The organism is Streptomyces anulatus (assembly GCF_000721175.1).
In the GTDB taxonomy this organism is placed as follows: domain Bacteria; phylum Actinomycetota; class Actinomycetes; order Streptomycetales; family Streptomycetaceae; genus Streptomyces; species Streptomyces anulatus_C.
On sequence record NZ_JOEZ01000016.1, the window covers coordinates 326,836 to 349,232 of the forward strand.

General features: G+C 71.6%; 21 protein-coding genes. 7 read left to right on the top strand and 14 right to left on the bottom strand.

Going from position 1 to position 22,397, the window contains the following annotated elements:
• Window positions 1-52: 52 nt before the first annotated feature.
• The 4 genes from IG90_RS0119645 to IG90_RS0119660 all read right to left on the bottom strand — a co-directional run bounded on the left by IG90_RS0119645 (window position 53) and on the right by IG90_RS0119660 (window position 3,612).
• Window positions 53-301, bottom strand: coding sequence for an acyl carrier protein (locus IG90_RS0119645; RefSeq protein WP_028439857.1), 249 nt, complete (start codon window positions 299-301; stop codon window positions 53-55).
• Window positions 302-364: 63 nt separating this feature from the next.
• Complete coding sequence (locus IG90_RS0119650; protein WP_030585924.1) at window positions 365-1,396, bottom strand: ketoacyl-ACP synthase III; 1,032 nt, start codon at window positions 1,394-1,396, stop codon at window positions 365-367.
• 9 nt (window positions 1,397-1,405) lie between these two features.
• The gene (locus IG90_RS0119655) at window positions 1,406-2,323 is read right to left on the bottom strand and encodes an ACP S-malonyltransferase (protein ID WP_030585927.1); all 918 of its coding nucleotides are present in this window, start codon (window positions 2,321-2,323) and stop codon (window positions 1,406-1,408) included.
• Window positions 2,324-2,412: 89 nt separating this feature from the next.
• Complete coding sequence (locus IG90_RS0119660) at window positions 2,413-3,612, bottom strand: PucR family transcriptional regulator (RefSeq protein ID WP_030585929.1); 1,200 nt, start codon at window positions 3,610-3,612, stop codon at window positions 2,413-2,415.
• A gap of 197 nt (window positions 3,613-3,809) precedes the next feature.
• Between IG90_RS0119660 and IG90_RS0119665 the strand changes: the two genes are divergently transcribed.
• Entirely contained in the window at window positions 3,810-4,469 is a 660-nt protein-coding gene (locus tag IG90_RS0119665; protein WP_030585931.1) for a pirin family protein, read from the top strand.
• 4 nt (window positions 4,470-4,473) lie between these two features.
• Here IG90_RS0119665 and IG90_RS0119670 read toward each other — a convergent pair whose 3' ends face one another.
• A complete protein-coding gene (locus IG90_RS0119670; RefSeq protein WP_030585933.1) occupies window positions 4,474-5,187 on the bottom strand; it encodes a DinB family protein in 714 nt (237 codons plus the stop codon).
• Window positions 5,188-5,401: 214 nt separating this feature from the next.
• Entirely contained in the window at window positions 5,402-6,214 is an 813-nt protein-coding gene (locus IG90_RS0119675) for a serine hydrolase domain-containing protein (RefSeq protein ID WP_030585936.1), read from the bottom strand.
• Between the two features lie 173 nt (window positions 6,215-6,387).
• Here IG90_RS0119675 and IG90_RS0119680 point away from each other — a divergent pair, with 173 nt between their 5' ends.
• Window positions 6,388-6,891, top strand: coding sequence for a MerR family transcriptional regulator (locus IG90_RS0119680; protein WP_030585940.1), 504 nt, complete (start codon window positions 6,388-6,390; stop codon window positions 6,889-6,891).
• The gene (locus tag IG90_RS0119685; RefSeq protein WP_030585941.1) at window positions 6,891-7,913 is read left to right on the top strand and encodes an aldo/keto reductase; all 1,023 of its coding nucleotides are present in this window, start codon (window positions 6,891-6,893) and stop codon (window positions 7,911-7,913) included. The genes IG90_RS0119680 and IG90_RS0119685 overlap by 1 nt, the downstream gene beginning before the upstream one ends.
• A gap of 23 nt (window positions 7,914-7,936) precedes the next feature.
• Here the strand turns inward: IG90_RS0119685 and IG90_RS0119690 are convergent, their stop codons facing one another.
• The 7 genes from IG90_RS0119690 to IG90_RS0119720 all read right to left on the bottom strand — a co-directional run bounded on the left by IG90_RS0119690 (window position 7,937) and on the right by IG90_RS0119720 (window position 15,650).
• A complete protein-coding gene (locus tag IG90_RS0119690) occupies window positions 7,937-9,199 on the bottom strand; it encodes an acyltransferase family protein (protein WP_030585942.1) in 1,263 nt (420 codons plus the stop codon).
• The gene (locus IG90_RS0119695; RefSeq protein WP_030585943.1) at window positions 9,196-10,293 is read right to left on the bottom strand and encodes an alpha/beta hydrolase; all 1,098 of its coding nucleotides are present in this window, start codon (window positions 10,291-10,293) and stop codon (window positions 9,196-9,198) included. Before IG90_RS0119695 ends, IG90_RS0119690 begins: the two co-directional genes overlap by 4 nt.
• A 146-nt stretch (window positions 10,294-10,439) precedes the next feature.
• The gene (locus tag IG90_RS0119700) at window positions 10,440-11,129 is read right to left on the bottom strand and encodes a response regulator (protein WP_030585944.1); all 690 of its coding nucleotides are present in this window, start codon (window positions 11,127-11,129) and stop codon (window positions 10,440-10,442) included.
• Window positions 11,126-12,469 carry a sensor histidine kinase gene (locus IG90_RS0119705; protein WP_030585945.1) on the bottom strand — a complete coding sequence of 448 codons (1,344 nt, stop codon included), beginning with the start codon at window positions 12,467-12,469 and terminating at the stop codon, window positions 11,126-11,128. The genes IG90_RS0119700 and IG90_RS0119705 overlap by 4 nt, the downstream gene beginning before the upstream one ends.
• A 132-nt stretch (window positions 12,470-12,601) precedes the next feature.
• Window positions 12,602-13,567: a DUF4429 domain-containing protein gene (locus IG90_RS0119710; RefSeq protein ID WP_030585946.1), complete on the bottom strand. Its 966-nt coding sequence runs from the start codon at window positions 13,565-13,567 to the stop codon at window positions 12,602-12,604.
• 86 nt (window positions 13,568-13,653) lie between these two features.
• The gene (locus IG90_RS0119715) at window positions 13,654-14,862 is read right to left on the bottom strand and encodes an alpha/beta hydrolase (protein ID WP_030585947.1); all 1,209 of its coding nucleotides are present in this window, start codon (window positions 14,860-14,862) and stop codon (window positions 13,654-13,656) included.
• Between the two features lie 113 nt (window positions 14,863-14,975).
• On the bottom strand, window positions 14,976-15,650 hold the full coding sequence (locus IG90_RS0119720) for a TetR family transcriptional regulator (protein ID WP_030585948.1): 675 nt from the start codon (window positions 15,648-15,650) through the stop codon (window positions 14,976-14,978).
• 250 nt (window positions 15,651-15,900) lie between these two features.
• Here IG90_RS0119720 and IG90_RS0119725 point away from each other — a divergent pair, with 250 nt between their 5' ends.
• Both IG90_RS0119725 and IG90_RS0119730 read left to right on the top strand, forming a co-directional pair.
• Window positions 15,901-17,397: an MFS transporter gene (locus IG90_RS0119725; RefSeq protein ID WP_411572637.1), complete on the top strand. Its 1,497-nt coding sequence runs from the start codon at window positions 15,901-15,903 to the stop codon at window positions 17,395-17,397.
• 174 nt (window positions 17,398-17,571) lie between these two features.
• Window positions 17,572-17,976: a peptidase inhibitor family I36 protein gene (locus tag IG90_RS0119730; RefSeq protein WP_030585950.1), complete on the top strand. Its 405-nt coding sequence runs from the start codon at window positions 17,572-17,574 to the stop codon at window positions 17,974-17,976.
• A 69-nt stretch (window positions 17,977-18,045) separates the two neighbouring features.
• Here the strand turns inward: IG90_RS0119730 and aceE are convergent, their stop codons facing one another.
• Window positions 18,046-20,778: a pyruvate dehydrogenase (acetyl-transferring), homodimeric type gene (gene aceE / locus IG90_RS0119735; RefSeq protein WP_030585951.1), complete on the bottom strand. Its 2,733-nt coding sequence runs from the start codon at window positions 20,776-20,778 to the stop codon at window positions 18,046-18,048.
• 506 nt (window positions 20,779-21,284) lie between these two features.
• Here aceE and IG90_RS0119740 point away from each other — a divergent pair.
• Both IG90_RS0119740 and IG90_RS0119745 read left to right on the top strand, forming a co-directional pair.
• Window positions 21,285-21,722: a DUF3052 domain-containing protein gene (locus tag IG90_RS0119740; protein WP_030585952.1), complete on the top strand. Its 438-nt coding sequence runs from the start codon at window positions 21,285-21,287 to the stop codon at window positions 21,720-21,722.
• 169 nt (window positions 21,723-21,891) lie between these two features.
• Window positions 21,892-22,350, top strand: a complete 459-nt coding sequence (locus tag IG90_RS0119745; protein ID WP_030585953.1) for a peroxiredoxin — start codon at window positions 21,892-21,894, stop codon at window positions 22,348-22,350.
• The last annotated feature ends 47 nt before the right edge of the window (window positions 22,351-22,397 follow it).

Below are 22,397 nucleotides of genomic sequence, written 5' to 3' on the forward strand. Positions count from 1 at the left end.
GGGTCGTGAATCAGCGGCGCCACCGCCGGGTGGCGACACAGCCGGGCTGGGATCAGCCCTGGTGCTTCAGGATGTACTCGGCGGCGTCGCCGACCGTCTTGAGGTTCTTGACGTCCTCGTCGGGGATCTTGACGTCGAAGCGCTCCTCGGCGGCGACGACGACCTCGACCATGGACAGCGAGTCGACGTCCAGGTCGTCGGTGAAGGACTTGTCCAGCTGGACGTCCTCGACCGGGATACCGGCGATCTCGTTGACGATCTCGGCGAGACCGGTGACGATCTCTTCCTGCGTGGCGGCCATCTTGGCGCTCCTTCGGTGGGTTTCTTCGGTGTTCGTGCGTACGGACCGGAAGGTCCGGTGTGCCTAGGGGAGGGTAACGACCGTCGCGGCGTAGACGAGACCCGCCCCGAAGCCGATGACGAGCGCGGTGTCGCCGCTCTTCGCCTGACCGGTCGCCAGAAGCCGCTCCATCGCGAGCGGAATCGAGGCGGCGGACGTGTTGCCGGTGGACTCGATGTCACGGGCGACCGTGACGTGCTCCGGCAGCTTCAGGGTCTTCACCATCGAGTCGATGATCCGCATGTTGGCCTGGTGCGGGATGAAGACGTCCAGGTCTTCCGGGGCGATCCCGGCCGCGTCCAGCGCCTGCTGGGCGACCTTCGCCATCTCGAAGACGGCCCAGCGGAAGACCGCCTGGCCCTCCTGCGTGATGGCCGGGAACTTGATCTCGCCCTTCGAGTCGAGCGGCAGCTTGGAGACGTCGCCGACGTGCAGGTCGTTCCAGGACACCGTCTGCTTGATGGTCTCGGACTTGTCGCCCTCGGAGCCCCACACGGTCGGGCCGATGGCCGGCTCCTGGGAGGGGCCGACGACGACCGCGCCCGCGCCGTCACCGAACAGGAAGGCCGTCGCGCGGTCCTCCAGGTCGGTCAGGTCGCTGAGCCGCTCCACGCCGATCACCAGGACGTACTCCGCGGAACCCTCGACGACCATGCCCTTGGCGAGCGTGAGGCCGTAACCGAAGCCCGCGCAGCCGGCCGAGATGTCGAACGCGGCGGGCTTGCCCGCGCCGATCTTGTGGGCGATCTCGGTGGCGACGGCCGGGGTCTGCTTGAAGTGCGAGACGGTCGAGACGACGACCGCGCCGATCTGCCCGGGGTCGATGCCCGCGTCGGCGATGGCCTTGCCGGACGCCTCGATCGACATCATCGCCACGGTCTCCTCCTCGGAGGCCCAGTGGCGGGTGACGATGCCGGAGCGGGAGCGGATCCACTCGTCGGACGAGTCGATCGTTTCGAGGATCACCTCGTTCGGCACGACCCGGGTCGGGCGGTAGCCGCCGACCCCGAGGATCCGTGCGTACGGGGCGCCCTTGCTGGGCTTGATCTTCGACATGCTCGCTCCTTAGACGCCTGCGTGCTCGGAAATGAGCGCGCGGGCCGCGTCGAGGTCGTCGGGGGTCTTGAGCGCGAGCGTCTTCACGCCGGGCAGCGCGCGCTTGGCGAGCCCGGTCAGCGTGCCGCCGGGGCTCAGCTCGACGAGTGCGGTGACGCCCAGGGACTGGAAGGTCTCCATGCACAGGTCCCAGCGGACCGGGTTGGCGACCTGCCCGACCAGCCGGGCGATGACCTCGGTGCCGGTGGCCACGGTGTGGCCGTCGGCGTTGGAAACGTAACGCACGGTCGGGTCGCAGACCGTGAGGTCGCCGACCGCCGCGCGCAGCTTCTCCACGGCCGGAGCCATGTGGTGCGTGTGGAACGCGCCGGCCACCTTCAGCGCGACGACCCGGCGCACACCCTCGGGCTTGTCGGCCTCCAGGGCGGCGAGCTGGGCGGCGGTGCCCGCGGCGACGATCTGGCCGCCGCCGTTGACGTTGGCGGGCGTCAGCCCGAGCTTCTCCAGGTGCGGGACCGTCACGGCGGGGTCGCCGCCGAGGAGGGCCGCCATACCGGTCTCGGTGACCGCGGCGGCCTCGGCCATGCCGAGCCCGCGGGTGCGGACGAAGCGCAGGGCGGCCTCGTCCTCGATGACGCCGGCGAGCGTGGCGGCGGTGATCTCACCGACGCTGTGGCCCGCGACGACGTCGGGGGCCACAGCGTCCAGGGCGGTCGCCGAGAGCAGACCGGCGGCGACCAGGAGCGGCTGGGCGACGGCCGTGTCGCGGATCTCGTCCGCGTCGGCCTTCGTGCCGTAGTGGGCAAGGTCAAGCCCGATGGCGTCGGACCAGGCCGCGATGCGGTCTGCGGCACCGGGGAGGTCGAGCCAGGGAGTCAGGAAGCCGGGCGTCTGAGCGCCTTGGCCGGGAGCGACGAGTACGAGCACCCTCACACTCTCTCTTGTGGACGGCTCCGCACGCCCGTGGGGACAGGGACGAAGAACCGTCGGGGGAATTGTTGAAGTCCAACAAAAGTCTAGGACTGAGGATCCGCAGCCGCCAAGCGCCCCAGGATCAGGGCGATCCGCAGCGTGAACGCGGAGCGCACATCGGAGGGTGACCATCCGGTGACGTCGGTCACACGTCGCAGCCGGTAGCGCACGGTGTTGGGGTGCACGAAAAGCATCCGGGCGGCGCCTTCCAGACTGCTCGCCTGCTCCAGATAGACACTCAGTGTTTCCAGAAGAGCCGAACCGGCCTCCTCCAGCGGTCTGTAGATCTCCTCCACCAACTGGTCCCGCGCGGCCGGGTCTCCGGCCATCGCGCGCTCCGGGAGGAGATCGTCCGCCAGGACCGGGCGCGGCGCGTCCTGCCACGCCAGGCACGCCTTCAGCCCGGCGGCCGCCGCCTGCGCGGACCGGGTCGCGGCCAGCAGGTCCGGCACGACGGGACCGGCGACGACCGGCCCGGCGGCGTACGGCCCGATCAGGCCCTTCGCGACCTGGAGCGGGTTGTCGCTGCCGCCCGCGATGACGACGAGGCGGTTGCCCAGGACCCCGGTGAGGACCTGGACCTTGGCGTGCCGGGCGGCGCGCCGGATCGCCTCCACGGTCAGCTCGCTGTCCCCGTCGGGCGCGGTGCCGAGGATGACGCACACGTGCTCCGGCGAACTCCAGCCGAGCGCGGCGGCCCGGGACACGGCCCCCTCGTCGGCCTCGCCGGAGAGCACCGCGTTCACCACCAGCGACTCCAGCCGGGCGTCCCAGGCGCCCCGGGCCTCGGCGGCCTGGGCGTAGACCTGAGCGGTGGCGAAGGCGATCTCGCGCGCGTAGACGAGCAGCGCCTCGCGCAGCACCGACTCGTCGCCCGGGGCGGCCACCTCCTCGATCGCGGTCTCCATGACCTCGATCGTGGTGCGCACCATCTCCACGGTCTGCCGCAGGGTGATGGCCCGGGTCAGTTCACGCGGCGCGGTGCCGAACACATCGGTCGAGATGGCCTGCGGCGTCTCGGGATGCCGGAACCACTCGGTGAACGCGGCGATACCGGCCTGGGCGACCAGGCCGATCCAGGACCGGTTCTCCGGGGGCATCGCCCGGTACCACGGCAGCGATTCGTCCATGCGGGCAATCGCGTTCGCGGCCAGCCGGCCGGAGGACTGCTCCAGCCGTTTCAGGGTCGCGGTGTGCAGGTGGGCGTCGTGGGCGGGTGGCTGCTCAGGATCGGGTCGGGGCACGAGGACAAGACTGCCTTATCGGGACGGTGGTCCGGTGGGCCGGGGCGACGGTGCTCTGTACCGGTGGGTAGGCGAGCACCCGGCGCAACGGTCCTCCCGCGCGACTCGGTACGGGCCTCCCGCTCCCGCCGCCGGAGCCGTACGGGAGCTCCCGCCGTCCGGAGCCGTACGGGCGTCCCCCGGGCTACCGTGGCCGGGTGATTTCCGTGCACCGGTCGGATGACCGCTACCGGGGCGGGGACCAGGCCGCCGGGATCGACACCCGGCACGCCCTCTCCTTCGGCCCCTTCTACGACCCGGACAACCTCCGTTTCGGCCCGATCCTGGCCTGCAACGAGGAGCACCTCGCGCCAGGAGCCGCCTTCGAGGAGCATCCGCACAGCCATACGGAGATCGTCACCTGGGTCGTCGAGGGCGAGCTGACCCACCGCGATTCGGCCGGCCACTCCACCGTCGTCCGCGCCGGGGACGTGGCCCACCTGAGCGCCGCCTCCGGGGTCCGCCACGTCGAACGCAACGACGGCACGGACCCGCTGACCTTCCTCCAGATGTGGCTGGCGCCCCTGGGGCCCGGCGGCGCGCCCTCGTACACGGTGGTGCCCGGCATAGCCGACTCCACCCCGTACGCCCTGCCCGGCGCGGGCGCGATGCTCCATGTCCGCCGTCTGACCGGGGGCGAGCGCACGGCGGTCCCGGACGCGGTGCGCGCCTACGTCCACGTGGTACGGGGGCGAATCGCCCTGGACAGCGAGGAGTTGGGAGCCGGCGACGCCGCCCGGATCACCGGCGCGGAGGGCCTGGAGGCGGTCGCGGTGACGGGCCCGGCGGAGCTGCTGGTGTGGGAGCTGGCGGGTTGAGGCCTCACCGGCTCTGGCGGGCCCGCCAGAGGTCGCGGAGCAGTGCGATCTCGGCCATGTGGTGGATGAGCTCCAGATTGGCGTTGGCCAGCGTGCCGACGTACGCGTCGTCGGGGTCGGAGCCGTACGGATACTGCGAGAGGCCGACCGTGTCGAGCTGCTCCTCGGTGAGCGTGCCCATGCTCGCGCGATGGAGGTCGAGCGTCTCCCGGAACCGCTCCAGCGCGAGCGAGGCGGACGGCGTGAAGTCGACCAGCAGATGCGGATCCTGCCGCCGCTCGCCGAAGGTCCACTCCCAGCGGCCCGCGAAGTCGGAGTGCAGATGTCCCAGCCGCCATGCGATGGTGGTGATCGGTACGACGTCGGGCTCCGGCTCACCGGTGAACGCCAGGACCTCCTCGACCCGCTCGACGCTCACGCTCCAGTCCTCGGCGATCTTCGCGACGGACATGCCGTCCGCCGCCTGCCGCGCGACCTCCGCGTACTCGCTCGCCGGAATCTCCGGCGCCCCCTTGTCGAGCACCCACGCGCCCGGCCCGTACGCCCGGGGTGTCACCGCCTCCTCCCGGCGCCGGATCGACCAGCTGCCGGGCGCGGGCTCCCACAGGTACTCCTCGTCCCCGAGGCCCCGCAGCCGTACCTCGGCCATCTCCCGTGCCTGGTCGAACTGCTCGGTCAGAACGCTCAGCCGGTCGGTGCGTGGACCCTGGCCGCTCATACGGGGCTCCCTCGTCGTCGCGCCACGCGATCCACGGCGCACGGAGGGAAGTTAACGGCTCACCCCGCGGGGCGCGACCGAATTCCCGGGCGGGCGGGGCTCGTCCTCGTCGACGCCGTCACCGACAGCTGGGGCGTCATCAAGCGGTGGGACGGCAGCGGGAAGACCGTGTGGTTCGAGTGCCTGACGCCGCCGGAGAAGGGCGGCAGCCGGTTCAGGCCAGCTCGGCCAGCACCGCGTCCGTGAACGGCGTCCAGGCCTCCGCCGCCCACGGCCCGAAGGCGCGGTCGGTCAGCGCGACGCAGGCCGCACCCGCCACCGGGTCGATCCACAGGAACGTGCCCGACTGGCCGAAGTGCCCGAAGGTCGCCGGGGAGGACGTGTTGCCCGTCCAGTGCGGGGACTTGGCGTCGCGGATCTCGAAGCCGAGGCCCCAGTCGTTCGGGCTCTGGTGGCCGTAGCCCGGCAGCACGCCCTTGAGGCCCGGGTGGACGACGCTTTGGGCCTGAAGGACCGTACGCGGGTCGAGGAGACGGGGGGCCTGCACCTCGGCGGCGAAGCGGACCAGGTCGGCCACGGTGGAGACGCCGTCGCGGGCGGGGGAGCCGTCGAGGGTCGTGGACGTCATGCCCAGCGGCTCCAGGACCGCCTGGCGCAGGTACTCCGCGATCGGGATGCCGGACGCCTTCGCGATGTGGTCGCCCAGCACCTCGAAGCCCGCGTTGGAGTACAGGCGGCGGTTGCCGGGCGGGGCCGTCACCCGGTGCTCGTCGAAGGCGAGACCGCTGGTGTGGGCGAGGAGGTGGCGTACCGTGGAGCCCTCGGGCCCGGCCGGCTCGTCCAGCTCGATCGCCCCCTCCTCGTACGCCACCAGCGCCGCGTACGCCGCGAGCGGCTTGGTGACCGAGGCCAGGGGGAAGCGGTGGTCGACAGGACCGTGCGTGCCGAGGACCGTGCCGTCCGCCCGGACGACGGCGGCCGCCGCCGTCGTGACCGGCCAGGTGTCGATGATGCGCAGGCTCTCCATGCGTCCGAGCCTAACGTTCACAGGCGGAGCCTCCTCGCCGGGCCCGTACCCGCCGCATCGTCCACGACGTCGTCCACGACGAACGCGGTGGGGCCGGTCGCCCCGGACCCGCCCCGAAAGCTCCCGCGATTCCGCTTGCTTCGAGTGCACTCCAAGGACTTAGCGTGGAGGACATGACGGTGATCGACGGAACCTCCCGGAGCATTCCCGCAGCAGTAACCGCACAGCCGCAGCCCTCCACGGCGGTGGACGCCTGTAGGGCCGCCCCGAAGCCGCACCCCCGCCCCGCGGGCCAGGACAGCTACACCATCAGCGAGGTCGTCGCCCTCACCGGGCTCACCGCGCACACCCTGCGCTGGTACGAACGCATCGGCCTCATGCCCCACGTCGACCGCTCGCACACCGGCCAGCGCCGCTTCAGCAACCGCGACCTGGACTGGCTGGCCTTCGTCGGCAAGCTGCGGCTGACCGGGATGCCCGTCGCCGACATGGTGCGGTACGCGGAGCTGCTCCGCGAGGGCGAGTCCACCTTCGAGGAACGGCAGGAACTGCTGGAGGCGACCCGCCGCGATGTGATCACGCGGATCGCGGAGCTCCACGACACCCTCGCCGTCCTCGACCACAAGATCGAGTTCTACGCGGGCGCCCGCCGGGCGCCGGAGAGGCACAGCGCCTGATGACTGGCAACGACACGAACAAGATCGCCACCGTGGAGCTCGGCGCCGGCGGACCGCGGGTCGGCGTCCAGGGCCTCGGCTGCATGGGCATGAGCGAGTTCTACGGCGACACCGACATGGCCGCCGCCCGGGACACCCTCGACGCGGCGCTGGAGGCGGGCGTCACGCTCTTCGACACCGCCGACGTCTACGGGCGCGGGGCCAACGAGGAGTTCCTCGCCCCGTTCGTGAACGCTCACCGGGACGAGATCACGCTCGCCACCAAGTTCGCGCTGGTGCGCTCCGACGACCCCGGGTACCGGGGCGTGAGCAACGACCCCGCGTACATCCGCACCTCCGTCGAGGCGAGCCTGCGCCGGCTGGGCACCGACGTCATCGACCTCTACTACATGCACCGCCACGACCCGGCCGTCCCCTTCGCCGAATCGATCGGCGCGATGGCGGAGCTGATCCAGCAGGGCAAGGTCAGGCAGCTCGGGCTGAGCGAGGTGACCGGTCCCGAGCTGCGCGAGGCGCACGCCGTGCACCCGATCGCCGCCCTCCAGTCGGAGTGGTCCCTCTTCAGCCGGGACGTCGAGAAGAGCGCGCTGGGCGCGGCGGTGGAGCTGGGCGTCACGCTCGTCCCGTACTCCCCGCTCGGCCGGGGCTTCCTCACCGGGGCCTTCACCGACGCGGGCAAGGACCTCGCGGCGAACGACTTCCGTGCTCACCAGCCCCGGTTCACCGGCGACAACGCCCGGACGAACGCGGCCCTGCTGGAGCCCGTTCACAGAATCGCCGCCGCGCACGGGGCGACCGCCGCACAGGTGGCCCTCGCCTGGGTCCAGCAGCGTGCCCAGGTGCACGGGCTGAACGTGGTCCCGATCCCCGGCACCCGTAAGCGCAGCCGCCTGGTGGAGAACGTGGCGGCGACCCGGCTGACGCTGACAGCGGAGGAACTGGCCCTGCTGGAGCCGATCGCGGGCCGGGTGGCGGGGGACCGGTACCCGGACATGAGCCTGACGTCGGCGGCCCGGGAGTAGCCGCCACGAGGAGGCCGGAAGCCTCACGCCAGCCCCAGCGCGAACACCGCGAACCCCGCCGCGAGCAGCCCCGCCAGCACGCGGCGGGCGTTCGCGGCACGGGTGCCGGCCTGCCACGGGGCCTCGAAGCGGCGCGCGTACCGGGCGATCAGCACCAGCAGCCCGGCGAACACCGGCAGCCAGGCGATCCGGGCGAGGATCCAGCCCACCGTGTCCGGCGTGGTCGTCAGCCCCGCCACCGCCCTGCCCGCCGCCCCCGTGAGAGAGACCGGTACGGCGGCGGCCAGCATCGCGGTCTGGTGCCAGCACAGGATCGTCATCGCGGACAGGTTGACCACCACGACCGGCGCCCAGAGCAGCGGCGTGCGCAGCAGCCGCCCGAGCCGGTCGCGCAGCAGGATCGCCGCCCCGCTCTGCGCCGCCGCCAGCGCCACCACGAGCAGCGACGGCGGATGCGAGTTCGTCCGCGCCTCGCCCGGCACGCCGACCATCGACGCCGGGTAGTGGAAGGCGAGCAGCAGCACGGCGAACAGCACCCCGCCGCCGATCAGCAGCAGCCGCGCCCCGCGCTTCCCGATCCGCCCCTCGCCCCAGGACACGCCGAGCTGGTACGCGAAGAGCCAGCCGGGCAGGATGTTGAGTGCGCTCAGCCAGGACGGCATCGCCTCCGCGAAGGGCCCGTAGCGCAGGAAGTCCACCACCGCGACCGACGTCGGCAGCGGCAGCGCCGCCCAGCCGCCGAGCCTCCGGGACAGCGTCACGCAGAGGGGGGTGAGGGCCGTGACCACGGTGTACACCCCGACGAACCACAGCGGCTGGATCACCAGCGTCGACGCCGTACGCAGGGTGTCGCCGGGCACGCCCAGCGCGGACAGCGCCGAGAGCAGCACCGCCCACACGGCGGTGACCCCGAGCACCGGCCGGCCGAGGCGGGTCAGCCGGCCGCCCAGCCAGGCGGCCGTCGTCGAGGTCCGCCGGCGGTAGGAGAGCACCGAGGCGTATCCGCCGACCAGGAAGAAGATCCCCAGCATCTGGAGCACCCAGCTGACCGGCGCGAACCCCCCGAACGTCGAGAGCGGGCTCGCGTTGTGCAGCCCGTCGGCGTCCAGCCGGAACCCGCCGAGCATCCAGTGGCCGAGGGGTACGGCGAGCAGGGCCAGGGCCCGCAGGCCGTCGATCGCGCGGTCGCGGTGGGCGGGGGTGGAGGAGTCGATACGGGCAGCGAGCCGCCGGACGTCGTCCCGTACGGCGTTCTTCCGCAGGGGGGTCTTCCGTACGGTGTTCATCGGGCCGCACCTTCCAGGGCCCGCGCGCCTTCCGCGCCTGCCGTCGCGGCCCTCTCCGCGTCGCCGCGCGCGATGGCGGCGAAGGTCCGCAGCGAGTCCGTCCCCGGCGCGAAGTACCCGGCGTGGCCCCGGGCCTCGTCCGCCGGTACGCGACGGGCGCCGAACGCCGGATCGGCCGGGTCCGCCCCGTGGCCGAGGCCGGCGAAGCGCACGTTCGGCACGTCGTCGATCCAGTCGGTCGGGTCCTTCGCCGCCCACACCCGAGCCTTCGTCCGCAGCGCGCCCACGTCGTCGGCCCGCATGCCAGGGGAGCCGAGGACCACCAGGTCGGTGGCGGGCAGGCGGGGCGCGGCGATCCCGCAGACCACCGAGCCGTAGCTGTGGCAGAACATCGCGGGCTCGGGCAGCCCGTCCGCCGTCAGGCCCTCCGCGAACCGGGTCAGCCGGCCGGCGCCCGCCTCCGCGAGGGTGCCGGTGGCCGCGTCGAGGCCGACGCCCACCGGGGTGGTGTACCCGACCCAGGCGACCACGGCGGTCTCCGGACCGGCCTCCGTCCGCAGGGTCCTGGCCATCCCGGCCGGGGCCCCGTGGGCGGCCACCTTCCGGTCGAAGCTCCCGGCGTCGTTGTCGGACCCCGGCACCACCACCGAGACCCGCTCCGCCGCGCGCAGGTCCCCGAACACCTCGGTGACCAGGCCGCGGCCCCGCGGATCGAACGCGAGGATCTGGCGCCCGGGAGCGGCCAGCGAGCGGTAGCGGGAATCGTCGGCGGCGATCAGCGCGAGGGAGTTGGCGCGGTAGCGCAGTTCGAGGGGCGCCCCGTCGAGATTCCCGACGACGGACGGATGCCGCAGCACCAGCAGTTGCCGCTCCGCGGAGCTCAACCCGGCGAAGAACGAAGCGACTTCGGCAGGTGTCGAGCGCTCCGGATCGGGCAGCTCCGCCCCCAGTGCCCGGTCCGCCCGCCACTGCGTGCTGCCCGGCGGCGGCCCCGTCAGCGCCTGCTGCGCATCCGTCGAAACCCAGCCCGCGGTTCCCGTCACCACGCTGGTGGCCAGTGCGAACGCGACCAGCGTCCTCGCGTATCGGCGCATCGTGCCCTCCCTCTCGGTCGCACCGGGCGGTGCGACCGAGAGGAAGGTAGGAAGAAGACGGGTGACGCGACGTCACACCGGAGGGCCAACTACGGGGTGATACCGGGGTAGGGGGTGGGCCAGGTCCCGGGGGGCGCAGGCGGTGCTCACGCCCCCGCGCCCCCCGGCGTCACCAGCCCCGACTCGTACGCGAAGATCACCGCCTGCGCCCGGTCCCGCAGGTCCAGTTTGGCCAGCACCCGGCCGATGTGCGTCTTGACGGTCTGCTCGGCCAGCACCAGGCGCCCCGCGATCTCCTGGTTCGACAGCCCCCGGGCGATCAGCTCCAGCACCTCGCTCTCGCGCGGTGTGAGGCCGTGTCGCCGCAGCGCCTGGCCGGTGCGCGTCGCCCCGGCGGGCCGCTGCGCGGCGAAGTCCGCGATCAGCCGCCGCGTCACCGAGGGCGCGAGCAGCGCGTCCCCGGCCGCCACCACCCGTACCGCCGCGATCAGATCGGCGGGCGGGGCGTCCTTCAGCAGGAACCCGGACGCCCCGGCGCGCAGCGCCTCGTACACGTAGTCGTCGACGTCGAACGTGGTGAGCATCAGGACCTTCGGCCGGTGCACCACGCCCACCGGTGGGTTCAACAGCTCGCGGGCGGCGGCCAGTCCGTCCATCTCCGGCATCCGGACGTCCATCAGGACGACGTCGGGATGCTGGTTGCGGCTGACGTCGACCCCCCGGCGGCCGTCCGCCGCCTCGCCCACCACGTCGATGTCGCTCTGCGCCGACAGCAGCGCCGCGAACCCGGCCCGCACCATGGCCTGGTCGTCGACGATGATCACGCGGATGGTCACAGATCCTCCGATGGGGGTGGGACGGACGGGGACGTGGCCGGAGGCAGCGGCATCCGGGCGGCGACCCGGAACCCGCCGTCGGGCAGTGGCCCGGTGTCCAGGGTGCCGCCGGTCAACCGTACGCGCTCACGCATCCCCACCAGCCCGTGCCCGGTCCCGGCGCTCTCCAGCGGCGAAGCGGGCTTCGGCGCGGGCCCGTTGACCACCAGCACGTTCAGATGGCCCGCGGCCGCCCGGACCGAGATCCGGGTGCGGGCCCCGGGTGCGTGCCGCACCACGTTCGCCAGCGCCTCCTGCACGATCCGGTACGCCGACAGATCCACCGCCGACGGCACCTCGCCCAGGTCAGCGGGGAGGGACAGCTCCGCCGGAAGCCCGGCGCGTACCGTCGCCTCCACCAGTTGCTGGAGCCGGTCCAGGCCTGGCTGCGGCGCCCGGTCGCCCTCGGTGCCCTCGCTGCGCAGCACCGACAGCAGCCGCCGCATCTCGCCGAGCGACTCCCGCGCGGCCGCCGCGATGGCGGCGAACTCCTCCTGCACGGGCTCCGGAAGACCGGAGATCCGGTACGGCGCGGAGTCGGCCTGCACGGTGATCACCGACATGTGGTGCGCGACCACGTCGTGCAGCTCACGGGCGATCCGGGTCCGCTCCTCCAGCAGCGTGCGCTGGGCCCGTTCCGCCTCGCTGATCGTCTCCTGCTCGGCCAGCCGCCGGGTCGCCTCGCCCCGCTCCCGTACCGCCCCGCCGATCACCAGGACCACCGCGCCGAGGATCGGCAGCAGCAGGGCGCTGCCGGTGTCGCGGTCCGCCGGCGCGATCAGATGCAGCACCAGCCCGGCCGCGCTCGTCGCCACCCACACGGCGACCACGGTCCGCCGGGTCTCGCGCAGACCGAGGGCCAGCAGCAGGAAGAGGTACGCGACCAGCACCGGGGGGATCCACGGCCAGATGTCGTGCCGCTCGTCGGGGTGCGCCAGCAGCACCAGCGCGCCCACGATGTCGGCCGGGAAGATGATCCACCACGCCTGGAGGGGGCGGTGCGCCAGCATCAGCAGGGGGGCCGCCTGGGCCACCCCGAGGGCCCCGGCCAGCGCGCCCGGCACGTGGTACTGCGAGGTCAGGACGTTGATGGTGACCGGGATGAAGGTCGCGGCCAGGGCGAGCACCACGGCGTACGGCAGCAGCCGCTGCCACAGCTTCGGGGCCTCCGCCAGCAGCGGGGTGGACGGATGGGACGCGTGGGACAGCCCGTGGGCGAGCTCGCGCAGATTGCGGCGGGCGGCGCTCAGCAGGCCGTCGGCGGGCGGCGGGGGCCCTGCGGGGGAAGGGTTGGTGGACATGGCTCGGTCAGGGTAGGCAGCCCGGGACCTCACGGGCGTCATACCGGGGTCCCGACCTCGGCCGGCCCGCCTCATACTCCGGTACGGGGTCACCGCCCCGCGAGAGGGTGGTACGGCCGCGTGGGCACGGGGTCACAGCTCCGCGAGCAGTTGGGCCTTCTTCGCGCTGTACTCGGCGTCCGTCACCAGCCCGGCCTGATGCAGCTCGCCGAGGTGATGTATCCGCTCGGCGATGTCCGCCGGATCGCGCCGCCCGGCGTTCACCAGGGCCGGCGCGGGGGCGGCGGGCGCCGGCTGGGTGCGGCGTACGGACTCCAGGACGGCGGCGGCGAAGGGCAGCGACTCGTGCACCGGCCCGTAGCCCAGACCGAACAGCACGGCCGCCGGATCCTGGTCCGCGGTGGCGGCCGGGGGCTCTGCGGGCCCGCCGGCCGACATCCCGCCTCCCGCGCAGCCGGGACCGCCGGGGCCGTGCAGATCGCCCAGGCTGCCGCCGGTGCGGTGGTCGACCGGGGCCGCAGCGCGGGGCACCAGACGCAGATAGCCGTCCAGCGCCTCGGGCGAGCGCCAGACGATTCCGGCCAGTTCGCTCACGCGGAAGGTCTGGTCGCCGGCCTTCCACTTGGCGCTGGAGGCCCCGGTCCAGGACCACCGGAAGGAGATCCGCTCACCGTCGAAGCTGGCCCGGCCGTCGTACGCCTTGAAGTTCATCGGGGCCTCGGGGGCCGCCACCAGGAAGCGGTCGGCGGGCTCGCCCGGCGCCGGATCCAGCAGGGCCCGCAGCTCCTGCGCGTAGTACTCGGCGAGCACCTCCCGCTCCGCCGGAAGTACCAGGCGGTAGGGGTCGCACCCCTCCTTGAGCTGCCCGGAGGCAGCCTCGACCAGAGGATCGGCACCCGGTCGCGGCACGGCACGCAGGACCACCGTGCTCCGCTTGCCCGGGGTCAGCTCCACCGACGACAGCGCCGCATACGGGATGCGGCGTTCCCGCAGGCTCTGGAAGAGCTTCGGTGTGCGGATGCCCCGTTCGAAGCGGATGAGCACGGAGTCGGTGTCGAACTCCCAGGTGGCATGAATTCCGGCCAGCACATCACCCATGTGCCTCATCGTATGCGGCACAGTCGCCCGCGTCCCCCCTCGGAGTAATTCCCAGTTAATCCGCCCGACACCGGCCTCTACGCGCGTCAGCCGTCCCGCTCGCCGGAAATACCGCTGTGGCATGCGCTGTCGGCGGTCGCGCAGCTGACCGACCCGTACGCTCCGACGCCGATCGCGGCGAAGTTGTCGAGGCTCTTCGTGCCCGGTTCGAAGTAGCCGCTGTGCCCGGCGGCCCCGGCCGACGAGACGATCCGCGCGCCGAAGGCGGGGTCGACCGGGTCGGCCCCGTGACCGATCCCGCCGAACTCCAGATGCGGTACGTCACCGATCCAGTCGTCCCCGTCGCGCGTCGCCCAGATCCGGGCGCCGGTCCCCAACTGCCCGGCGCTGGCCGCCCGCATGCCGGGGCTGCCCGCGACCGCGATGTCGGCCACCCGGCCGGGGGCCCGGTGCGCGGCCACCCCGCACACCACGGAACCGTAGCTGTGGCAGAACAGCGAGACCTTCGAGGCGCCGGGCAGCGCACCGACCATCGCGTTCAGCCGGAACGCACCGTCCGCCGCGAGCCCGCCCAGCGCCGCGTCCACGCCGAGACCGGCCGGGGCGGTGTAGTCGGCCCACGCGATGACGGCCGTACGGGTGCCCGGGGATGCCGAGCGCTCCGCCCCGTACAGGGACTTGGCCATGCCGACGGGGGCCGCGTACTGGCGCTTGCCGCGCTCCAGGGTCAGCAGATGCGTGTCGACGCCCGGGACGACGACGGAGACCCGGGCGGCCCGGTCGAGATTCCCGAACACCTCGGCCGCACGGCCCTTCCCGGACGGATCGAAGGCCAGGATCTGGCGCTTGCCCGCGAGCATCGACCGGAATCGGTCGAGCCGGGCCTTCGCCTCACCGCGCCCGTCCGGCGAGAGCCTCCCGTCGTGCGCCCGCACCTTCTCCACGGCCACGGCCCGTCTGAGGGCCAGCCGGTTGGCGTGGTAGCGCAACGTGACCGGTACGCCGTTCAGGTTCCCCACCACCGACGGGTACTTCCCCGCGAGCGCGGTCTGCTGCCCCGAGGTGAGCGTGGCGAAGAAGCGGGCGAGCCGGTAGGCGGGGGCGTCTGCGTCCGGCAGCGAACGGCCCGCTATGCGGTCCCGCGCCCAGGAGGCGAGCGCGAGCTCGCGCGGCCCGTCGGGGTGGTGATCGCGGATGGCGCTCCAGCCCGTCGTCGCCAGCATCACGAAGACGACCGCGACGGCGAGCAGTGCTCGCCACGCGGTCAAGGTGGGGGAGGTGTCGAAAGAAGTCACTGCGCCACACCCTAGGAGACGCGCGCCGACCGCCGTGATCCGGGTGGCGTACATCACTCGTCCGCGAAGGATTCACCCCCGATTCCTCACGGAGGGTCACCCGCCCAGGGGGGCTATTCCTGACGCGAGCCCTGGGGCCCCTGGCGCCAGTCCCGGGCGAGGGCCGGGACGAGCTGGTCGAGATACTCCTCGGTCAGGTCGCGCAGCGCCTCCACGCTCGGGTCGAGGCCCCGGCCCCACAGCTGGCCGGTCACCCGCATCACCCCGGAGAACGCGGCGACGGCCACCCGCGGCCGGGGGTCCCGCTCCACGTCGAGCCCCTCGCGCTCCGCGATCAGCAGGGCGATCCGGTTCTCCAGGGCGACCCCGCGCCGCATGTGGGCGGCGAGCAGGGTGGGGGTCGACTCGATCATCTGGTAGGTCCGCATGTGGAGATCGACGGAGACGACCTCCTCGATCGCCTCGCCGATGCTGTTCCACGCGCACAACACCGCCCGGCGCATGGCCTCGAAGGGCGCTTCGTCCGCGGGGCGACGGCGCAGTTCCTCGAGGAAGCGGGACTCGACCATCTCCTGGACGGCGAAGGTCGCGTCCTGCTTGCTCGCGAAGTAGCGGAAGAAGGTGCGCTGGGAGACCTCCACGGCGTCGGCGATCTCGTCGACGGTGGTGCGTTCGTACCCCTGGGTGGTGAACAGTTCGAGGGAGGCGCGCACCAAGGCGTCCCGGGTGCGCTGCTTCTTGCGTTCACGCAGTCCGGCTCGGGGCTCGACTGTCTGCCCGTCGGTCACGTACCGGTCCCTCTTTTCCCGTATTTGTCCAGCTCAGCATACCTGTGCGCGACGTGTGAGCCACGTGGCGGTTACTGACTTGTGAAACGGTTTGTCAACTGTCAGCGGCTGTCATTAGTCTTATCGTATGACTAGTCAGACCACCGTCGAGAAGGCGCCGCGAGAGCCTGAAGACAACGCAGAACCCGCCCCGGTCAAGGGGCTTCGCGGCCACCCCTGGCTGACCCTCTTCGCCGTCGCCATCGGCGTGATGATGGTCGCCCTCGACGGCACCATCGTCGCCATCGCGAACCCCGCGATCCAGCGGGACCTCGGCGCCTCGCTCGCCGACGTCCAGTGGATCACCAACGGCTATCTGCTCGCCCTCGCCGTCGCCCTGATCACCGCGGGCAAGCTCGGCGACCGCTTCGGCCACCGCCAGACCTTCCTCATCGGCATCGCGGGCTTCGCCCTCGCCTCCGGTGCGATCGGTCTCTCCAGCGAGATCTCGCTGGTCATCCTCTTCCGGGTGCTCCAGGGCCTCTTCGGCGCCCTGCTGATGCCGGCCGCGCTCGGCCTGCTGCGCGCCACCTTCCCCGCCGAGAAGCTGAACATGGCGATCGGCATCTGGGGCATGGTCATCGGAGCGTCCACCGCGGGCGGTCCGATCGTCGGCGGTCTGCTCGTCGAGCACGTCAGCTGGCAGTCGGTCTTCTTCATCAACGTGCCGGTCGGCATCGCCGCGCTCGTCTTCGGCCTGGTGATCCTCAAGGACCACCGCGCCGCCAACGCACCGCGCTCCTTCGACGTCCTCGGCATCGCGCTGCTCTCGGGCGCGATGTTCTCCCTCATCTGGGGCATCATCAAGGCCGGTGAGTCCTGGGGCTGGGGCGACGGCCGGACCTGGGCGTGGCTGGGCCTCGCGATCCTGCTCTTCCTCGCCTTCGGCCTCTGGGAGACCAAGGTCAGGGAACCGCTCGTCCCGCTGGGGATGTTCCGTTCCGTCCCGTTGACGGCCGGTGTCGTCCTCATGATGCTGATGGCCTTCGCCTTCATGGGCGGCCTCTTCTTCGTGACGTTCTTCCTCCAGGGCGTCCACGGCCTCAGCCCGGTCGACAGCGGTCTGCACCTGCTGCCGCTGACCGCCATGATGATCGTCTCCTCGCCGGTCGCCGGCCTGCTGATCACCAAGTTCGGCCCCCGCGTCCCGCTGGTCGGCGGCATGGTGTGCACGGCCACCGCGATGTTCGGCATGACCACGCTCAGCGAGTCCACCGGCACCTTCGCGATGTCCCTCTGGTTCGCCCTGCTCGGCTGCGGGCTCGCCCCGGTCATGGTCGGCGCCACCGAGGTCATCGTCGGCAACGCGCCCATGGAGCTCTCCGGCGTGGCGGGCGGCCTCCAGCAGGCCGCCATGCAGGTCGGCGGCGCGCTCGGCACCGCCGTCCTCGGCGCGGTCATGTCCTCCAAGGTCAGCGCCGAGTTCGCGGACAACTGGGCGGGCGCGGGCCTGCCCGGCGACCCCGACCCGAAGCTGGAGCAGGCCGCCGAGTTCGGCATGGTCCCGGCCGACGCGCTCGCCAAGGCTCCCGGCATGACACCGGACATCATCGAGACCATCGGCGGGGTCATCCACGAGACCTTCATGTCCGGCATGGGCCTGGCCTTCACGGTCGCCGGCGTCGTCGCGGTGATCGCCGCGCTCGTCGCCACCCTCACCAAGCGCGGCGAGAACGCCGAGGCGGGTGCCGGAGTCGGCCACATCTGACGCCCGCGCCGGCGCAGACCGTCAACACAGCGCAGGCAGGAGCCCCGCCGAATCCTTTCGGCGGGGCTCTCGCCTATCAGGGTGGAGCGCCCCGGCCCCCTCTTCCGCTCGGCTCGCCCGGTGACTCAGGGTGAGCAGCGGAAGACCGACACCGACCACGGGGGTTGATCCATCATGCGCACGACCGTCACCCGTACGACCCTTCTCGCGGCCGCCCTGGCCGTCACCGCGCTCGTTCCCCAGGCCCTGGCCCACGACCGGGCGGCAGCGGCCCCCGAGCGGCCCCCGGGCGTCGCCCTCGGGACCTGTGAGGCGGGCAGGCTCTGCCTCTGGAAGAAGCCCGACTTCACCGGGGCCCGCCACACCTTCGAGCTCTCCGGCGTGGACATCGAGAGCTGCACCCCGCTGCCGGAGGGCGCCGACGCCCAGTCCCTCGCCAACCGCACCGGCCGGCCCGTCACCACCTACCAGTCCGCCGAGTGCGCGGAGACGGGAGAGTTCGAGACGTACCCCGGCGGCGGCACCTGGGCGCCCCGGTCCCCGTACCAGGTACGCGCCTTCAAGATCTGGGAGAACTGAGCCCCGGGCCCGGAACACGCCGAGGGGCGGCGACGCTTCCGCGCCACCGCCCCTCGGACCGCTCCGTGCCTACGCGTCGCCGCCCGCAGCGCCCGGATCGGCCGCGGCCACGTCCAGGAGCTCGTAGCGGTCGACCGCCGTCTTCAGGGCCGACCGGTCGATCTTGCCCTTCCTGGCCAGCTCGGTGAGGACCGCCAGCACGATCGACTGCGCGTCGATGTGGAAGAACCGGCGGGCCGCACCCCGGGTGTCCGCGAAGCCGAAGCCGTCCGCGCCCAGCGACTGGTAGGCGCCCGGCACCCAGCGCGCGATCTGGTCCGGAACCGAACGCATCCAGTCCGAGACCGCCACGAACGGGCCCTGGGCCGCTTCGAGCTTCCTGGTCACATAGGGGACGCGCTGCTCCTCCTCCGGGTGCAGGAGGTTGTAGCGCTCCACGTCCACCGCCTCGCGGCGCAGCTCGTTCCAGGAGGTCGCCGACCAGACGTCCGCCTTGACGTTCCACTCGTCCGCGAGGATCTTCTGGGCCTCCAGGGCCCAGGGGACCGCCACGCCGGACGCCATGATCTGGGCCGGGATCTCGCCCTTCTCACCGGTGCTGAAGCGGTGGATGCCCTTGAGGATGCCCTCGACGTCCACGTCCTCGGGCTCGGCCGGATGCTGGATCGGCTCGTTGTAGACGGTGAGGTAGTAGAAGACGTCCTCGCTCGCCTCGCCGTACATCCGGCGCAGCCCGTCCTTCATGATGTGCGCGATCTCGAACCCGTACGCCGGGTCGTACGCGACGCAGCCCGGGTTCGTCGAGGCGAGCAGCTGCGAGTGGCCGTCCGCGTGCTGGAGCCCTTCACCGGTCAGCGTCGTACGGCCGGCGGTCGCGCCCAGCACGAAGCCGCGCGCGAGCTGGTCGGCCATCTGCCAGAACTGGTCGCCGGTGCGCTGGAACCCGAACATCGAGTAGAAGACGTACACCGGGATCAGCGGCTCGCCGTGCGTGGCGTACGCCGAGCCGGCCGCGATCAGCGAGGCCGTGCAGCCCGCCTCGGAGATGCCGTCGTGCAGCATCTGACCCGTCGGGGACTCCTTGTACGCGAGCAGCAGATCCCGGTCCACCGCCTCGTACTGCTGACCGAGCGGATTGTAGATCTTCGCACTCGGGAAGAACGCGTCCATGCCGAAAGTGCGGTACTCGTCGGGAGCGATCAGCACGAAACGCTTGCCGATCTCCTTGTCCCGCATGAGGTCCTTCAGGATACGGACGAACGCCATGGTGGTGGCGATCGACTGCGTACCCGAACCCTTCTTCGCAGCCGCGTACGTCTTGTCCTCGGGCTGGGGGAGCGGCTTCGCGCGTACCACCCGGGTCGGGACGTAACCGCCCAGACCCTGGCGGCGGTCGTGCATGTACTGGATCTCCTCCGAGTCGCGGCCCGGGTGGTAGTAGGGCGGGTAGCCCTCGTCCAGCTGCTTGTCGGTGATCGGGATGTGCAGCCGGTCCCGGAAGCGCTTGAGGTCCTCGACCGTGAGCTTCTTCATCTGGTGGGTCGCGTTGCGGCCCTCGAAGTTCGGCCCCAGCGTCCAGCCCTTGACCGTCTGCGCCAGGATGACCGTCGGCTGCCCCTTGTGCGCCTTGGCCGCCGCGTAGGCCGCGTAGACCTTCTTGTGGTCGTGACCGCCGCGCCCCAGGTGCAGGATCTGCTGGTCGGACATGTCCTTGACCATGTCCCGCAGCCGCGGGTCGTCGCCGAAGAAGTGCTCGCGGATGTACGAACCGGTTTCCGTGGCGTACGTCTGGAACTGCCCGTCCGGCGTGGTGTTCAGCTTGTTGACCAGGATGCCCGTGCGGTCCTGCGCCAGCAGCGGGTCCCAGGAGCGGTCCCAGACCAGTTTGATGACGTTCCAGCCGGCGCCCCGGAACTGCGACTCCAGCTCCTGGATGATCTTGCCGTTGCCGCGTACCGGGCCGTCCAGCCGCTGGAGGTTGCAGTTGACCACGAAGGTCAGGTTGTCCAGGCCCTCGCGCGCGGCGATCGACAGCTGGCCCAGGGACTCCGGCTCGTCCATCTCGCCGTCGCCCAGATAGGCCCAGACGTGCGACTTGGAGGTGTCGGCGATGCCGCGCGCCTCCATGTAGCGGTTCATCCGCGCCTGGTAGATCGCGCCGAGCGGGCCGAGGCCCATCGAGACGGTCGGGAACTCCCAGAAGTCCGGCATCAGCCGCGGGTGCGGATAGCTGGACAGCCCGTTCGGTGCCTTCGACTTCTCCTGGCGGAACCCGTCGAGCTGCGCCTCGCTCAGCCGGTCGAGCAGGAACGCGCGGGCGTAGATCCCGGGGGAGGCGTGCCCCTGGAAGAAGATCTGGTCGCCGCCGTCGCCCTGGTCCTTGCCGCGGAAGAAGTGGTTGAAGCCCACGTCGTACAGCGAGGCGGAGGACGCGAACGTCGCGATGTGGCCGCCGACGCCGATCCCGGGACGCTGTGCCCGCGAGACCATCACGGCGGCGTTCCAGCGGGTCGCGTTGAGGACCTTGCGCTCGATCTCCTCGTCGCCGGGGAAGAACGGCTCGTCCTTCGTGGCGATCGTGTTCACATAGTCCGTGCTGCGCATCTCCGGCACCGCGACGCGCTTCTCCCGCGCGCGTTCGATGAGCCGGAGCATCAGGTAGCGGGCCCGCTCACGGCCGCGCTCGTCGACGGCGGCGTCGAGGGAGTCGAGCCATTCCCGGGTCTCTTCAGGATCGAAATCCGGGACCTGGCTCGGAAGGCCGCCAATGATGATCGGGTTGCGATCGGATCCGGAAGCCACGCTGTTCCTTCGCTGTTCGGTGGTGCTCTACGGGGCCTGGCCCGGGGGTTGCGACCCCCGGACCACTCTGTCAACTGTGTGTGCGCCGCCTCCATCGTGCTACCGCGAAGGCCCGAACGTCATCTCTACCGTGGGGTAACCCCGAGGTTCCGAAAAGTCGTCCATGGGGCACGAGTATGGGCAGTACGCGGCTGGGTGCGGGCAAACCGCAACCTTACGCCCAAGGCGTCCAAGTGTTCCCAAAGGCTGTTCGACTCCGATTGGCGGATCGAAACCGCATAAGCTGAGGAAGGACGTAAACGGATGGAGCGACTCGGGGGAGACCTCGGGAAGCCGCCGTGGAGACATGCCGGAACTTGCGGCGACGTGGCAGGGAACGTCACCGTATAGGCGGTCTCGCACGCCGGGTACTTGCGCGATTCGCCGAGCCCGTGTGGACTACGGCCAACGCCCCGCGCACGCGCGTGGCTGCAGCATTTTCCGAAGACATGATCAGGAGGCAACCCGTGAGCGCGACCGCGGACCACGCGGAGGAGCGGACCAACCCGGCAGCACGCCTGGGGTTCGAGCCCGGACAAGTGGTCCAGGAGATCGGCTACGACGAAGACGTCGAGCTGGAGCTCCGTGAGGGCATTGAGGCCACTACCGGCCAGGAACTCGTCGACGAGGAGTACGACGACGTCGCCGACGTCGTCCTGCTCTGGTTCCGCGACGAGGACGGCGACCTTACGGACGCGCTGGTGGATGCCATTGGTCTGATCGAGGACGGCGGTACGGTCTGGCTGATGACGCCGAAGACCGGCCGTGACGGATACGTCGAACCGAGCGACATCAATGAGGCTGCCCAGACAGCCGGTCTCGCCCAGACCAAGAGCATCAGCGCGGGCAAGGACTGGACGGGCAGCCGTCTGGTCACCCCCAAGGGGGCCAAGGCCAAGCGCTGAACCACGTTTCGCACCACCCCGGGGCCCTCACGGACGCATACAGCGCCCGTGGGGGCCTTCGTACGCCCACGGCCCGTCCGCGACCGGCCCGGGGCCCCTGCGTAGGGTGGGCGTCACCCGGACGGCCCCGGCCCGGGATGCGGAGAAGCGGCGAAGGGATACGTGTTCCATGACGATCGAGGTCGGCAGTCAGGCCCCGGACTTCCAGCTCAAGGACAACCACGGCCGGACCGTGCGGCTGTCGGAGTTCCGCGGTGAGAAGAACGTGGTGCTGGTGTTCTACCCGTTCGCCTTCACCGGCGTCTGCACCGGCGAGCTGTGCGCGCTCCGCGACGAGCTGCCCCGCTTCGAGGACGAGGGCGCCCAGCTCCTCGCCGTCTCCAACGACTCCATCCACACCCTGCGGGTCTACGCCGAGCAGGAGGGCCTGGAGTACCCGCTGCTGTCCGACTTCTGGCCGCACGGGGAGACCTCGCGGGCGTACGGCGTCTTCGACGAGGACAAGGGCTGCGCGGTGCGCGGCACCTTCGTCATCGACAAGGAGGGCACCGTCCGCTGGAGCGTCGTGAACGGCCTGCCGGACGCCCGTGACCTGAACGACTACGTCAAGGCGCTCGAAGCGCTCTGAGACGATCTCCTGGCGACGCCCGGTCAAAAGCCTGTTTTGGCCGGGAA